At 61.5% G+C, this 14,922-nt stretch carries 10 protein-coding genes; 5 read left to right on the top strand and 5 right to left on the bottom strand.

The annotated features are described in order from the left end of the window. Positions 1-496: 496 nt before the first annotated feature. From NG895_RS14220 to NG895_RS14210, 3 genes are all read left to right on the top strand, one after another. Positions 497-1,306 (top strand): hypothetical protein, encoded by an 810-nt coding sequence (locus NG895_RS14220; protein ID WP_252853175.1) that lies wholly within the window; start codon positions 497-499, stop codon positions 1,304-1,306. 59 nt (positions 1,307-1,365) lie between these two features. Next, a complete protein-coding gene (locus NG895_RS14215) occupies positions 1,366-2,805 on the top strand; it encodes a GDSL-type esterase/lipase family protein (RefSeq protein ID WP_252853174.1) in 1,440 nt (479 codons plus the stop codon). 407 nt (positions 2,806-3,212) lie between these two features. Then, on the top strand, positions 3,213-3,818 hold the full coding sequence (locus tag NG895_RS14210) for a hypothetical protein (RefSeq protein WP_252853173.1): 606 nt from the start codon (positions 3,213-3,215) through the stop codon (positions 3,816-3,818). Here the strand turns inward: NG895_RS14210 and NG895_RS14205 are convergent. The 5 genes from NG895_RS14205 to NG895_RS14185 all read right to left on the bottom strand — a co-directional run bounded on the left by NG895_RS14205 (position 3,815) and on the right by NG895_RS14185 (position 12,985). After that, positions 3,815-4,975, bottom strand: coding sequence for a YceI family protein (locus NG895_RS14205; protein WP_252853172.1), 1,161 nt, complete (start codon positions 4,973-4,975; stop codon positions 3,815-3,817). The two genes, NG895_RS14210 and NG895_RS14205, sit on opposite strands and share 4 nt — an antisense overlap. Before the next feature lie 135 nt (positions 4,976-5,110). Next, positions 5,111-8,458, bottom strand: a complete 3,348-nt coding sequence (locus NG895_RS14200; protein WP_252853171.1) for a PAS domain S-box protein — start codon at positions 8,456-8,458, stop codon at positions 5,111-5,113. Between the two features lie 38 nt (positions 8,459-8,496). Further along, positions 8,497-8,859: a response regulator gene (locus NG895_RS14195; protein WP_252853170.1), complete on the bottom strand. Its 363-nt coding sequence runs from the start codon at positions 8,857-8,859 to the stop codon at positions 8,497-8,499. 372 nt (positions 8,860-9,231) lie between these two features. Further along, positions 9,232-12,180 (bottom strand): golvesin C-terminal-like domain-containing protein, encoded by a 2,949-nt coding sequence (locus NG895_RS14190; RefSeq protein ID WP_252853169.1) that lies wholly within the window; start codon positions 12,178-12,180, stop codon positions 9,232-9,234. Positions 12,181-12,460: 280 nt separating this feature from the next. Further along, complete coding sequence (locus NG895_RS14185) at positions 12,461-12,985, bottom strand: DUF6790 family protein (protein ID WP_252853168.1); 525 nt, start codon at positions 12,983-12,985, stop codon at positions 12,461-12,463. A gap of 280 nt (positions 12,986-13,265) precedes the next feature. Here NG895_RS14185 and NG895_RS14180 point away from each other — a divergent pair, with 280 nt between their 5' ends. Then, a complete protein-coding gene (locus NG895_RS14180) occupies positions 13,266-13,949 on the top strand; it encodes a hypothetical protein (protein WP_252853167.1) in 684 nt (227 codons plus the stop codon). 64 nt (positions 13,950-14,013) lie between these two features. Further along, on the top strand, positions 14,014-14,475 hold the full coding sequence (locus NG895_RS14175) for a hypothetical protein (protein ID WP_252853166.1): 462 nt from the start codon (positions 14,014-14,016) through the stop codon (positions 14,473-14,475). Positions 14,476-14,922: the final 447 nt, after the last annotated feature.

Below are 14,922 nucleotides of genomic sequence, written 5' to 3'. Positions count from 1 at the left end.
TCCCCGGCCCGTTGGCGGTATTTAACTAATAGCCCAGGCTGCGCGGTCTGCCGGCGGGGCTCTGTTGCTCGGCCAAGGTTCGGACAACCTCAAGGCGTATGTTGGTGTTTTTTGGGGATAAAGGGGTCTTGGTTAAGATTCGGCAAAATTCTTACCGAAATTCCTGTCAGCCGGGGGCTGTGATTAACATGAAGTGTAGGTTGTTTGGCGCGCGTGCCGACCTACGGTGGTCGCTACGAGTTGCCAGCACCTGATTGGGGGCGGTCTCTCGAGGCTGTTCCTGCACAGGCGGTGCACGAGTGCTCCCCGCTATAGGGAGGCTCGCCACAACAGGTGGACGACGCGTTGACTTGTCATGCGGATCTGCCAGCGCCTGTTTTGAAGCAAGACGAGACGGGCGGGGCTGCCGTCCACCGCGCAGTGATGTTCTGCGGCGGAAGAGCCCCATGCAATTGATTGTTTGATCTTTTGATTTACAGCTTGGGAGTGTCTAGTGATGTGGTACCCGAAATTCGCACTAGCTGCCGCTAGTGTTTTGTCTCTTACGCTCCTGGGCGGCTCGGCCGATGCCGCGAGCTTCTTTATCGACTTCAGCCGTACCGACGCCAACGGCGCCATCACGGCCAGCCCCGACAGCAACGGCAACCACTGGAACAACCTGGCTTCCAATGGATTCGAGGTACCGGTTGGGTTGACTCTCTCCGACCTGGTCGACACCCAGAACAATGCTAGCACTATCGACGTCGAGACCACTTCGGTGGTCAATGGCCCCTCGTTCCGAGCCAACGGCGACACCGTCGGCGGTTTGACGAACCCCGATCCATCGTTGCTGGGCGACTTTGCCATTGCCGACGCCACGCGCGACTACTTCTTTGTCGAAGGTTCGCAGAACACCGGCAACCCGAACGATCCCAGCGGTCTGATCTTCAGCCAGTTGAACCCCGACGCCACGTACGACTTCCGCTTCTTCGGCACCCGTGTTACCGGCAGCTATCGCGAGTCGCGACACACCGTGATTGGTGGTAATAAGACAGAGTTCGTCACACTGGTAACCTCCGGTACGGACGTCGGCACCGATGGGTACGACGGCAACAACGACACCATCGTCGAGATCAAGGGCATCACGCCTGACGCCAACAACGAGATTCAGTACCTGCTGTCGGTGGTCCAAGGCAACTACGCCTACATCAGCGCCATGGAGGTCACCGAGACCATGAATGTGCCCGAGCCCACCTCGGCATTGCTGCTTGGTGGCTGTGGCGTTGTGGCCGCTTGCTGCTGGCGGCGCCGGCGGAATGCACGCTGAAGGTCCTTCATTCACCCCATGATTTGCTTCTAATGAACTGAACGAACAGGCAAAGAACCATGCTATCCAAGTTCTCTCTCCCGCTGGCCGCGATCGCTGCGGTGGGACTCGTGTGTGGTGCGTCGGTCGAGGCGCAACCCTACCAATCCAATATCAACACCTGGAACACGCAAGACGCACTCGACCCATTGCCACAGGACTCGCTGTTGTTCGTCGGCAGCTCGAGCATCCGCCGCTGGGAGCAAGTGACCCGCGACTTTGCCGACTACAACGTTATCCAGCGCGGTATCGGCGGGGCGATGTTCGACGACGTGAACGCCCAGGTGCAGGACCTGGTGGTCAAGCACAACCCGCGCGCTGTAGTGGTGTGGGCGGGAACCAACGATCTGGCCAACGGTTCAAACGGCCTGGAGGTGTTCGACGACTATCTAGGGTTCGTCAATGCGGTGCAGACCGCGCGGCCCGCTACCGAGATCTTCTACCTGGGCATCATGCCCACGCCGGGTCGGCAGGGCAATCGCTCGAAAGAGGACGTGGCCAACGGTTACATCTCCGACTATGCCGACGACCACGCCAACCTGCACTACATCGACCTGCCGGCTGAGTTCGATTCCCTGGGTGCCTACGCTGGCGCAGACTTCCAGAACAAGTTCGTCGACGACATTCACCTCAATCGTGCCGGCTACGACCTGTGGACCAGCATCATCCGCCCCCGGGTGCAGGCCGTGGTGGCGCCGGACAAGGTCTACGCGCCGAATACGGCCCTCGCGGCGGGCGATAAGATCCTGTTCGATTTTGGCGCCAACGATGGCACCAATGGCGACCACACTATCGGGCCGGACGCCAACGGCAACTATTGGAACAACTGGCATCCCCTGAACGGGGGTACCGACATTCTGCCGGGCGAACACATCGGCAACCTGGTGAACACCGAGAACGAACCGGTGGGCGTGGGGCTGACCATTACCGCCCAGTTCCACAACAACGGCAAAAACCACGGCGGCCTGGCCTCGCCCGATCCGAGCCTGCTTGGCGATCTGGGCATCGCTTCGGCGACGGTCGATTACTTCTTCAGCACCGGCGACGGGGTGCAGGGGGGTGGCAACGACGACCTGGCCGGCGGGTTCATGATCTCCGGCCTGGATAAGGACTACACGTACGATTTCCGTTTGTTCGGCACCCGCAACACCAGCGAAGTCCGCAAGTCGGAGTACCGTCTGGTTGGCGACGCCGAGTATTTCGAGGTGCTGCAGACCTCGGGCCCCGGCAGCGCCGCGGCCGCTGGGTACAACGGCAATGACAACACGGTGGTCGAGTTCCACAACGTGCGTCCCGACGAGTTTGGCCAGATCTTCTTCGACCTCACGCTGGCCGAAGGCTCCTTTGCCTACCTCGGCGCGATGGAGATCACGGCCAACGTACCCGAGCCCTCCTCAGCAGGTACCTGCGCTGCAGGCGTTGCTGCAATCATTGCGGGTGCGTACCTGAGGAAGCGATAACACCCGCATGGTGTTCACCGCAACTGGCAAGTTCTCTCACGCCCTCGACTTCCAGCAAGTCGAGGGCGTTTTGCTGCGCTGTTGTTAGGATTTGCCCCGTCGAAACTGCCGCGGTGACTGCAGGTTGCGCCTGCGACAAGGCACCGCAGGTGGTCTTCGGCTCGGTAGATCAGGGGTTTCTACAGCATTGCAGTCAGCGGCAGTTGCTATCGCTGGTGGGAATTTGGTGCTTGAAATCGCTGACTGGATTGGTAGGCTACAGGCGCTGAGGGAACACAGATTCAGGACCATGTGAGGAAACGCTCATGATGTGGACACCCTGGAGGATACGCCAGGCACAAATCTTTTCTTACCATGGCTTCGCATCGAAGCCGTCGGGTCGATTTTGGGCCATACTATTTTCTGCGTTGTTGATACCGATAGCCGCTGCGCAGGGGGCAACGCTTACTCCCATTACTGCGGACGAATTCTCGAGCGGCGCAACGCTCATCGACTTTGGAACCGTCGAGACCAACGAAGTGGTGGACGGCAACATGATCGAAGACGTCAGCTTTGGCTTCACGGTCAATGGCATGCCGAGCAACGACGCGACCATCGCCAGTGGACCTGGCGATACCAACAACATCACGGTCGCCAACATCGAAGGCGACGCCGACGGCGTTTTATCGATGTTGTTCACGACGCCCATCAGTCGCCTGGGCTACGGCTGGGCCTCCGACGGCGACCCGAGCTGGTCGGTGATTCAGCTATTCGACGAGGACGACGAGTCGCTCGGCAGTCTCACCTTCAATGGCGTGCTCGATCCCGATTTTATTGGCGGCTTTGCCGGCGTGCATAGCGACGTGCCGTTCGTGCGGGCCGACGTCACCTGGACTGTCACCGGTGGTACGCGATTCGCGCTGGACAACGTGCACTTCGAGGTGATTCCGGAAGCTTCAACGCTTTCCATGGCGGTGCTCGGGGTCGTCGGCGGGGCCCTGGCTGTCCGAGCTCAGCGGGGCAGAGTGCTTTAGTTCACCATCTCTTCGACAGCCTTGCGCAACTGGCCTGCGTCTTCCGAGGGGAGATTGACCCAGTTGGCCACTACCTTGTACTGCTTGTAGATCATCACGGTATTCTCCACGTTCGGATCCACGTGGTAGGCGGCCAGGTCCTTTTTGCCGGTCTTGGTGTCGGGATAGCAAACGGATGTCAGCACGATGCCGCTTTGGTTGGCCATTGATTCCACGTTTTCCGGCGCGGTGTCGAGCACGGCGACAAAGGCCTTCAGGCCTTGCTCGTTGTGCTTGGCCACCAGGCTTTCGACTTCCTCGACCAGTTGGGTGGTATTGGCTCCGTCCTTGGCGAAGATCACAATCGCTGGTTGCGCCAGGTAGTTGCAGACGGGGCAAGCCTTGGTGCCTTTGTCGGGACCGGCCACGTGCACCGGGGTCCAAGGCTCAACCGACTCGCCAACCGCCAAGCCCGAGCGCGGACGCTCGATTTGGGCGGACTTGGTGTCTTCCTTGGCGGGGTTCTTTTCCTTCTCGTCTTCCTCCACACCCTTGGTGGCCTGACCCACCTTCACCTCGACGTTGACCATGGCCTCGACGCCATCGGCGTGGTCGGTCATGCCGAAGGCGGTGCGGTCGAGCTTGAACTCGCTGGTCAGCGTGATCCCTTTGTCGGTCACCTTCACCGTGGCGGGAAACGTAATCTCGCCGTCGGTGCCATGCATGTTCAGCAGACCGGTTACCTTGACCTTGCCTTTGTTGTCGGCCGGCGTGATCTTGGTGCTCTTGAACGTGGCGGTGGGATACTCCTCGACGTTAAAGAAGTCGGCCGCCTGCAGGTGCGTGGTCAGCTTGTCGAACTCCGTCCAGATCGAGGCCATCTCGATCTTCACGCTGATCTTCTTCAGGGCACCTTGTTCGACCAGCAGCACGCCGTCGAACTTCTTGAATCCACCCAAGCGCGGTTTGGGGTCGTCGCCCGTGTGGAGGCCAACGAACTCGATACAGGTGTTCTTGCCGCTGATCTTCGCGGTGTCCGCCTCGACCGGCACGGGGGTGAGCTTCTTCGAGCTCTCTTTATCTTTCGTCGCCGGAGCCTGGGCGATGGCCAGCGGGATGCTAGCAATCGCGCACAGGACAACCAGTGGGGCAAAGGCGGTGAGCTTGTGAGTGGGCATAGCGAACCTTTCGCGCTGATCTCTGTGAACCGGATGAAACCTCCGCGGCGCACGCCGCAAAGGGCGAATTATACCAGACCCGGGGGTCTGGAAAAGTTTGGCACGTAACTTGGGGGGGAGCCGCGGGGGGCGGGATCACGCTCGGCTGTGCAGACGGCTGAGCGTGGCGGCCAGTTCGCGGGTTTGGATTGGCTTGGTGAGGTGATCCTCGTAGCCGGCCTCCAGGGCCCGCTCGCGGTCCTCGCCACGGGCGAAGGCCGTCAGGGCCACGGCCGGCACGTCGCCTCCTTCGTGGGGACCACGTCGCCGCAGCCGCCGAATGAACTCGTAGCCGTCCATGTCCGGCATGCCAATGTCGCTGACAATCAGATCGGGCACCTGCATATCGATGCGCGAAAAGGCCTCCTCCGCACTGGCGGCCACGTCCACGGTGGCCTGGTATTCCTTGAGCAGCCGCTGCAGCAACATCCGCGAGTCGATCTCGTCGTCGATCACCAGTACGTGAAGCCCGGCCAGCAAAGAGGCGTCGTCCGAGTTATCGCCCTCCGGCAGTTTGAACTTATCGGGCGAAACGGCAGTGGATCGCGTTGGGTTCAGCGGCAGTAGCACGGTGAAGGTGGAACCCTGGTTGGTTCCCTCGCTCTGCACGTCTACGCTGCCACCGTGCATTTCCACCAAATTTTTGACGATCGACAAGCCAATCCCCAGTCCTCCGAACGCCCGCGAGGAGGAGGAGTCGACCTGGCGGAAACGCTCGAAGACGTGTTGCAGCAGATCGCTGGGAATACCGATGCCGGAATCCCTCACCTCGACGATCAGGTGATCCGCGTCCTGCCGTGCGACCACTTCCACGCGACCCTCGCGGGGCGTGAACTTGATGGCGTTGGAGAGCAGGTTCCAGAAGACCTGTTGCAAACGTATCGCATCGCCGCGAATCTTGGTGTCGGAGGCAGAGAGCCGCTCGACGAGCTCAATTTGTTTCGCCTCGGCCGCCGGCCGCACCGTCTCGACCGCCTGCGACAGGATGTCGGTAACATTGATCCGCCGCACCTCGAGGCGAATCTTGCCCGAGATAATCCGGCTCATGTCCAGCAGATCTTCGATCAGGAGGTTCTGCGCGCGGGCATTGCGCTGGATGGCGTCCATACCTTCGGAGAAGTCCTCGTCGGTCACCTCGCCCATGGTCAGAATCTGCGACCAGCCGAGGATCGCATTGAGCGGCGTCCGCAGTTCGTGCGACAACGTGGCCAGGAACTCGTCCTTCATGGTGTTGAGCCGTTCGGCGTCGCTACGGGCCGAGCGTTCGGCGACGAGCAGTTCCTCACGCTCGACCGCGGCCCGTTTCAGGTTGTCGTACATGCGGGCGTTGTCGATCGCGATACCGGCCTGGGAGGCGATGCCTTCGATGATTCGCTCGGTGGCCTCGGTGAATCGTCCCACCTCGGGGTGGCCAAAGAACAGCCCACCAAGCACGGTGCCTCTCCCCGACTTGACCGGCACGGCCAGGTAGCTGCGAACTTCCAGGTGCCCCTCGGGCATGCCGAGGTGCGGGGCCATCTTGCCGTAGCGGGGGTCGGCCAGGATATCGTCTGAGCGAACCACTTCGGTGCCGGCGAACGTTGGTTCGAACAGCGGCGTCGCGCGGGGCATCTCGAAGTGTTCGAACGCCTCTCGGGGAGCACCCGACAGGGAGTACAGCAGCATCGAATCTCCGTCGTCGTCGGTCGAGTTGTAGAAGAACGCGCCGAACCGGGCCTGGCTCACCTTGGTGGCCACGTCGGTGACCGATTGCAGCAGCTCGTCGATGTCGAGCTTGCTTCCCAGCAGTTGACCTACGTTGTTCAGCAGCTCCAAGGTTTGCGTCTTCTGCTGCAGGGCGTGTTCCTTTTGTTTGACTTCTTCCAAATCGGTATTGGTGCCAAACCACCGCAGCACGTTGCCCTCGGCGTCGCACAGTGGTCGACAGCGGGTAAGGAACCAGCGGAAGCGTCCATCGACGCCCCGCAGCGGGAACTCCATCTCAAAGGGTTCGCCCCGGGCCAGGCAGCTTTTCCATTGTTCCAGCACCTGGGGCAGCACCTCGGGGTCGTGCACCGATTGCCATCCCCAGCCCTCCATGTCCTCCAGCGTGGTTCCTGTGTACTCGTACCATTGGTGGTTGTACCAGAAGATGTGACCATCGGGCTGGGCCATCCAGGCGAGCTGCGGAATCGAGTCGGCCAGCGCCTGCAGCTCCGCTTCGCTGCGGCGCATCGCTTCCTCGGCTTTGATCCGCTGGGTGATGTCGCGGGCAATGTGCGAAGCTCCCACGATGTTGCCAAACGCATCCAGAATGGGCGAGACGGTGAGCGACACGTACACTTCGCTGCCGTCTTTGCGCCAGCGGATGGTCTCGTACGGTTCAACCTTCTCGCCTAATCTTAGCCGCTCTTGTATTCGGTCTTCTTCCTCGAACCGATTGGGTGGAACGAGCATCGTGATACAGTTGCCGATCGCTTCGGCCGGCGCATACCCGTACAGCTCCGTGGCGCCCTGGTTCCAGCTTTCGATGGTTCCGTCCAACCGCTTGCCCACCACGGCGTCGCTGGTATTGGCGACGATCGCCGCCAGACGCAGGTGGGCATCTTCGGTAAGCTTGATCTGTTTGCTGATGCTGGACGAAGCCCACCACAGCAGGGCGAACAACAGCACCACCAGCAACAGGATCAGCAACGAGGTGCCGAACGCGGTGTCGTACAATCCGGCTTCCTGACCCATCACGCGGGCCCACCCCAGCATGACAGGTATCATCAGCACCGATGGCAGCAAATGACGCATCACTTCGCCGCCCAGGTCCTGTCGTCGCAGGGCGGCCGTCAGTCCGAATTCGGGCACCGATGTGATGACACCAATACCGAGCACAGCCAGCAGGACACCCGTTTGACGAGCGATACCGCTGTACTTGGCAACGCCGTACAACTGATCGGCATCCAGTAGGTAACCAATGATCGACAGCGAGGCAATGAACAGCGGCACCAGTGTCAGGGCCGAAGCGTTACGGCGCGTCAGCGGCGAGCCGGTCGTCATCACGATGGCGATGCCCAGCAGCAGGAACGAGGTGGCCGCGGGCGGGCCCATCCGCATGTTGGAGGTCACCGCGTTTTGACCCCAGTTACGCGAGATCAGCAGCGTGTCGATCCCCAGGTTGATTCCGGTCAGGTGTTCCAGGATTGTCAGGCCACCGATCGTCGCCACAACCACGCCACAGATTCGCATCAATCGACGAGATAACGGATTGTCCTGCCATCTGCTCATCAGTAGCGCAACGCCGCACAGCAGTACACACAAAGCGGTGTTGAACAGCATCGAAATGTCATCGCCCCACCAATCGGTCCACCGCGGCCGATCGAAGATCCAGCCAATACCGGTGATCAGGGCTCCCAGGATGCTGATTAGGGCCGCCGTCCGGACAATCGTCGGCGGCCAGCCGGTAGCTTGCGCCAACGGAGTTCGAGGGACTGTGGTTTGCGGCAAGACGGTTCTCATCGACGCCTTTCAGCGGCCAGCAGCAGGGCATCCTGTAGTGGGGACGCTTCAACGGGTTTGGACAATTTCAGCAGTACCGGTTCTTTCTCCACGACCACGCTGTCGAGGTCGGCATGCCCCGAAAGCAGAATGACCGGGATACCACGACGGCTGACCTCTTCGGCCGTTGCCAGCCCATCGAGATTCGGCATGTCGAGATCGAGGATCACCACATCGACTTGCTGTTCCAGGTCGAATTGCAGCAATTCCTCTCCATCCTCAGCTGAGTAGCATACGTCGTACCCAAGTGCTACCAGCATCCGGGCCAACATGCGGCGGGAATCCAGCTCATCGTCCGCCAAAGCTATGCGCATATTCATATCGATCTGTTCCAAGGCCGCACGCATGACTGTATGCCCAGCAAGAGATACTGGGCAACTGTTCTGAAAAATGATCCATGCCTGCTGGCAAACTAGCGAATGCTTCGATTCGCGCGACTTCACCACACCGTGCGGAGAGTGCTATGGGGGCGAAAAACCAGTCGCAATATCCATTATGATGCGATTGGCGACCGGGGGAAGATATATGTTGCCCGGGAACGGAGATTCCGACTCAATTGGTCGCCCGGCTTTCGCGCTGATCGCGTGGCGATCACGCCGCAGGCGAACAGGCAGCCAGCATTTGCCGAAGCGAAAAACCCGGCGAAGCCAGCAGGGCACTGCGGACGACCCCGCGCTGCTCGGCGAGGCAACCTATTCGAACTCGGTCAGGCGACTCCAACCGCGGACTTCATCTGGTGTTTCCCCTTGATCGGCGAATGCCTGGTCGAGCATTGCCAGATGGCTGGGGGCCGTCCTCTCGCGCTGCTGAACTTGTCGCCACAGGAGTAGCAGTCCGGCGCTATCGCTGCGCGGCGACGACATCGCGGTGGGCGTGCCGCTACTCGCGCGCTGGACACGATCGGCCAAACGTTGCAATCGGCTGGGCGACTGCGTGGCGGCCATGGTCGAGTCGGTCGAGGCGTCGCTTGCGGGCGAAGTGTCCGCGCCCGCTGCCAGCGAGCTGCTGCTAACGGTGGCCTCACCGTTGGCAGGTTGCGCTGCCGTTGTGGTTGGTGAACTCACGGCGGCCACCGCCACGGGATAGGTGTTGCCGAAGTTGTCCTTCCACAGTTGGTAGTCGGCCATGTCGACGCCATTCTGCCCGTCACCATGGTTGGCGATGCCCGACTCGTCGGCCGCGCCCAGGTGGTTGCGCCACACTACGTAGTCGGCCAGGTTCACTTCGCCGTCGTTGTTGAAGTCGCCGGGATTGATCGGCGAGTCGACAAGAAACGTCAACGCGCGATCCATGATCTCCGCCCGCACGGCCGCGCTGGTGATGGTCTCGAAAGGGAAGCCGAACATCAGCACCTTGCTGCCGCCGGGACCACCGTCGTATTGGATGCCCGCCCCGCCGCCGGTGCCACCGCTGTACGACAGCACCTGAGTCGCTCCGCCGGTGGGGGAGATCACGTCGGGATAGTTCACGTCGTAGAACTGGCTGCCATCGTCGAACGAGAACGACATGCCGGCGAAGATCGATCCGGCCGTGCCTGTCACGTTGTACGTGTTAGCGTCGTCGGCCACGTAGTCGGCGTGTAGCGAGTTGTTGTAGAACGAGCGGCCGTTGTTCAGGTTGTCCAGGTCCCAGCCAATCTCCGCACCGGTCACGAACAGGCTGCCCCCGTCGGCCAGGTACTGCGCCACCAGCGTTTGCTCGGTGGCGTTGAACGTGTCGTCCACCGACGATTCCTCGCCCAGGATCCAAATGACGGCCGAGTAGTCACTCAACTGCACGGTGCCGTCGACGATCAACTGGTTGGCGACGCTGTCGACCCGGAGCTGCTGCCCGGAGGCTTCGATGGCCTCGGCCACTTGCGCCGTGTAGTCGAACGAGTTGCTCTGGCGGGGGCGGACGCGTTCCACGATGCCGCCGAGCGCCGACTGCGTGGGATTCTGCGTGCGATCCAGCCGATTGAAGCCGGCCACGATCAGCACGTCGCCCGCTGCGTCGTTGGGAATGGCGGCCAGCACTTGCGAGCCTGCCGATTCGCCCCCGGCATTCACCGCAACCACCTTGAAGAAGTACGCCACGTTGGGGTCGAGCCCGTCGATCGCCAGCTCGCTGGTCGCGCCGCCCGCCACGTAGCGACCGCCATCGAAGCCATAGCCATCGGTCGACGTGTAGATCCGGTAGCCCGTGGGGGTGCCACCGTTGTAGGAGTTGGCCGCCGGTGGCTCCCAGCGGACGGCCACCGAGCCGGCGCCGGTGGTCTCGACGCCCACGTCCGTGGGTGCGCCAGGCAGGTCGATGTTCGGCGTGGTTCCACCGTCGACGTTGTTGAAGTAATCCACGATGCCCTGGTAGGTCGCCCGGGCGATGGCGTCGCGGACCTTGGGGTCGAGCATCAAATCCGTGTCCAGTGAACTGTCGTGAAACGCCGTCTCGACGATCGTCGCGTCGAACTCATTCTGAATGACGGAGTTGTTGATCTCCCCGTAGTTGAAGCTGGCCTGGTACGTGACGTTCGAACCCCGGTTGTGCCAGTTGTGTTCGAACTGACCGTTCTGCGCCACCATATCGTCGTTCACCTGCTGGCCGAGTGTGTCGGCCAGGAAGTACTGGTTGGGGGTGTTGCCGCCGCTCGAGGTGTTATGCAGCCCGAGCACGCCACGGCCGCCGCCCGCGTTGGAGTGAAAGCTCACAAACAGCCGGTCCGACAGCGAACCATCCGCCTCGCGGTTCATGTACTCCGCGTAGCGGGGCGATAGCGACACGGTGGCCGTGCGGTCGCTACTCGAGGTCCGGTACTCGGAATCCGATATGCCCTGCGAGTGATCGACGTGCCACTTCACCCAGTACAGGCCCGCTTCGTCTTCGCGGTCGCGGCCCGAGACGCCGCCCCCGCGATCGATGTCGCCCACGCCGTTGCCGAAGCGAATCATGTCGGCGATCACCACACTGCCCGAGTCGCCCGACTGGTTGCTGATCTCCACGTACCCTTCGGTGCCCGCTTCGAAGTAATAGGTGCCCAGGTAGATGGTGCCGTTGCCCACCCGGCGGTGGTTGATGGTCACCTCGGTGGCGCCGCCCGTGTGATGCACGCGGTACAGTTGATCGGTCGCCCGGTCCGAACCGGCGCGCGTCCACGCATACACCGGGTAGAAGCCCGACTCGGGAATGTTGGGACGGTACTCGGCCGTGGCCGTTTCGGTGGCCGAGGTGCTCGCATAGCGGTACGGCACGTCGCCCGGGTCGCCGAAGTAGATGCTCGCGGAGCTGTTGTTCCAGTCGCCGGTGAACGTGACTTCCACGTCGTCGTTGTCCAGCACCACTTCATTCGACTGATGTCCAATCGGGCGGAGCGGCACGACCGTGGCGCCAGCGCGAAACAGGTAGTCGGCCAGAAAGGTCATCTGGTCCTGGTTGCCCAGGTCTTCGATCATGTCCAGCAGCAAACCCCGCTGAAACGTCCAACTGCCGTCTTCCAGGTTGTCGGCCGTAAAGCCATGACCGCCGTGAAGGTAGACGATCTTGTCCGACAGTCCGCCCTCGGGCTGGGCGCCGACGTCCACCAGACCGGCCGCCGACAGGACCTCGCGGGACTCCAGGTGTTCGATTGCCAGCTTCCGTGTCCGTCCGTTCTCTAAATTCGCCATACTGGAGTACCAGCCCTGTTAATCGCGCGAGTGCTTCTTTGTTCCGGCATGAGACCATCGCTTGCCAGGCCGTGCAGCTCGGGCCACCGAGCGCGCGCAGTTGTGGCGCAATCTGGTCCCACGCATCCCGATTTTACTCACCGGGGGAATCAGAGTCTCGCCGTTTGGCGCTGAATAGGTGCGCAAAAAGCGCAAAGAAGGCCTGTTTCGGTGTGGCTGGCCGAAATGAGCAGGCAGGAGATCGGGCGAGGGAGGGAACTTCCCGCCTGCAGCCCAGAGCCTAGCCCGCCGCGCCGACTGGTGCTTTCTTCTCGCGAGGGGTGGCGAAGTACCACAGCGCGAAGCCGATCACCGGCAATAGCAGGTCGCTCCACAGCATGATGCCCGCGTTGCCGGGCGCGTAGTTGTGCTGACGAACGATTTGCATCACGTGCCCCACCGCGGCGCCCCACATGAACAGGGCCGGACCCAGGATGGCGCCGAACTGCAAATCGCGCGAACCACGCGCCGCCATCATGGCCACCGCCGCGAAGCCCAGGCTGGCGTAACCCACCTCGGCTTGGAACGGGCTGTCCTTCCAGCCGATGAAGGCCGCGGCCCGTTCGGCGAAGAACACGTGCATCACAAAGTTGTAGGCGTAGCAAACCCCAATGGCGAAAAACAGGTAGCCGGCCAGAAACCGTTTGGCCACCTCCTGGCTGTTGTCGGCGCGCCGCACCCCCAGCGAGATGGCCGACACTACCGCGCCGATCACCAGGAAGGTGAGCGTGAAGTTGCTCAGTACGAACTTGATGAAGTCAGCCATGAAATTCGGTGCTCGGTTCGCAGTGGGGCGTGGATACAGGGGAGTAAGGCTACCTAGTGGTGAAGAATACGTCACCCGCGGCCGTTATTCGGACCTGGCCGTCTGAATCCTCCCAACCCCATGGTTCGCGTGGGAAAGGGTCGTACCGAACATGGCGATGGTAAGCCCCGCGCGGTGGGGGCCGCTAGTTTCTCGCCGACGGGGCAGGGGGGCAGTTGCTCGGCGTGACACTGCCGGCAAGCCGTGGCATAATGGGCTCACGTCCCACTCCCTGACTTCCATGAGTCACGCTGCCATGAAGTGGATACTCGTCTTCGCGTTGTCGCTGGCCTCCAGTACCGTCAGTGCGGGGTCGATTCGCTACGAATTGCCCGCGCTGCTGGGGCAGCACACCTACACGGTCGAACCGGCGGGCACATTTGTCAGCGAGCACGTCTATACGCCCTATAACTCCTACCAGGTAGATCAAGCCCGCCTGGTAGTGGAGGGGCACGTGTCGGCCGGGCTGGCGCACGGCGACGGGATTTGGCGGGAGAACACCAGCTTCGAGTTGTTGCCAAGTGTGGGGGTGTTTACCAGCTTCGAGAACCAGATCAACATTCTCGACGAGCCGACCCCGGAAGATTTCCGGATCGAGACCGTATGGGAAGACCCCTTCTGGCCCGAGGTCACTCCGCTGCCGAATCCTGGAGGTGACCCGCCCCAATCGTTTTCGGTTTACTTGCGAGTCGGCCCCGTTTTCGGCACGGCCTACCCGCCGTTGTTGGATCCCCCCGATGGTTTTGTATTGTCGACCAGTGGAATCGTGATCGACACGCCCATCGTCGCCCACATCGATACGGCGTACATCGTGCTGAGTGGCGCGAGCATCGTACCCGAGCCGAGCGGCATTGCACTGGCTAGCGTGCTGGCCGTGCTGGCCTGGGGGCTGGGGCCGATCCGCCAAGCGGCCAAGCGGGAATAGAACGCCGCGCGAGGATAGAATGGAGGACTAGCCCCCATTCTCGAACGCCACGCAAGGAGATCGTGTGGTCCAGTTTCTCCGCATCGTCACCAGTCTCATCAGCGTGCTGGCGTACGTACCGATGTTCTACTTCATGCTGGTTGTGGAAGGCTCCCGGATGAGTTGCTACTCGACCGCGAGGTCTAGCGGTGCGGTCGTCATTCACCAGTGCTTTCCTGTAATCACGGCCGGACTGGCCCTGTTGTTCGGACTCGTGAACCCTCACGCCGCGAAACGACTGTGGCTGATCACGGGATCGTGCATCGTCTATGCGATTCTGCTGGTTGTGCTGTTCGACTTTCTTCTACCCAACTACGTCTATCGCGATGCCAATGCGGAGTGGATTCACCACTTGAGAGACGGCCGCCGGTACATCGTTATCGCAGTCGTGATGGTGGCAACGCTGGTGGGGCAGTGGTGGTGGGGCCGGCGTAGGGTCGATGAGCATGAGCTATTAAAAGCGGGGCTGGAGGACCGAAGGTCGTAACTGCGCTCCACTTGTTACGGCCTACGGGCCCCTTTCGAATTCCTGCTTTCTTACCGTGCGGTGTAGTTTTCTTACACACCATCCGGGACAATGGAGTGCAGCGTGGGGTAGGGCAGTGGGCGGGGGCTGTCGGCTGTCGGCGGGGGGGTGCTTGCTGACCCCTGGGTGAGCCCGCGGCTGGCGGTGTTGGCTCACGGGTTTGCCTTAGTCCCTGACCCTGATTTCAATCCCCCAGGCCGAGAGGAGTTTTGGGCCAGCTGCTGTACACCTGGGGGATACTCCGGGGGAACTATTGCCGGCGAAAGCTGTAAGTCGCGGTTAGAAAAGGACTTACGAATTCGGCTGGAGGCGGCGCGGTGGGGGTTTTGGGCCTGTCCCTTTCGAGGTGGCGGCGGGGAGTTGGACCAAAACGGTAACTGCAAGGCGCGTAACGAGTTACGGAGAGTC

This window comes from Aeoliella straminimaris (assembly GCF_024054565.1).
GTDB lineage: Bacteria > Planctomycetota > Planctomycetia > Pirellulales > Lacipirellulaceae > Aeoliella > Aeoliella straminimaris.
The sequence above is the reverse complement of the archived record's forward strand: the minus strand, read 5'-3'. Positions and strand labels throughout refer to the sequence as shown.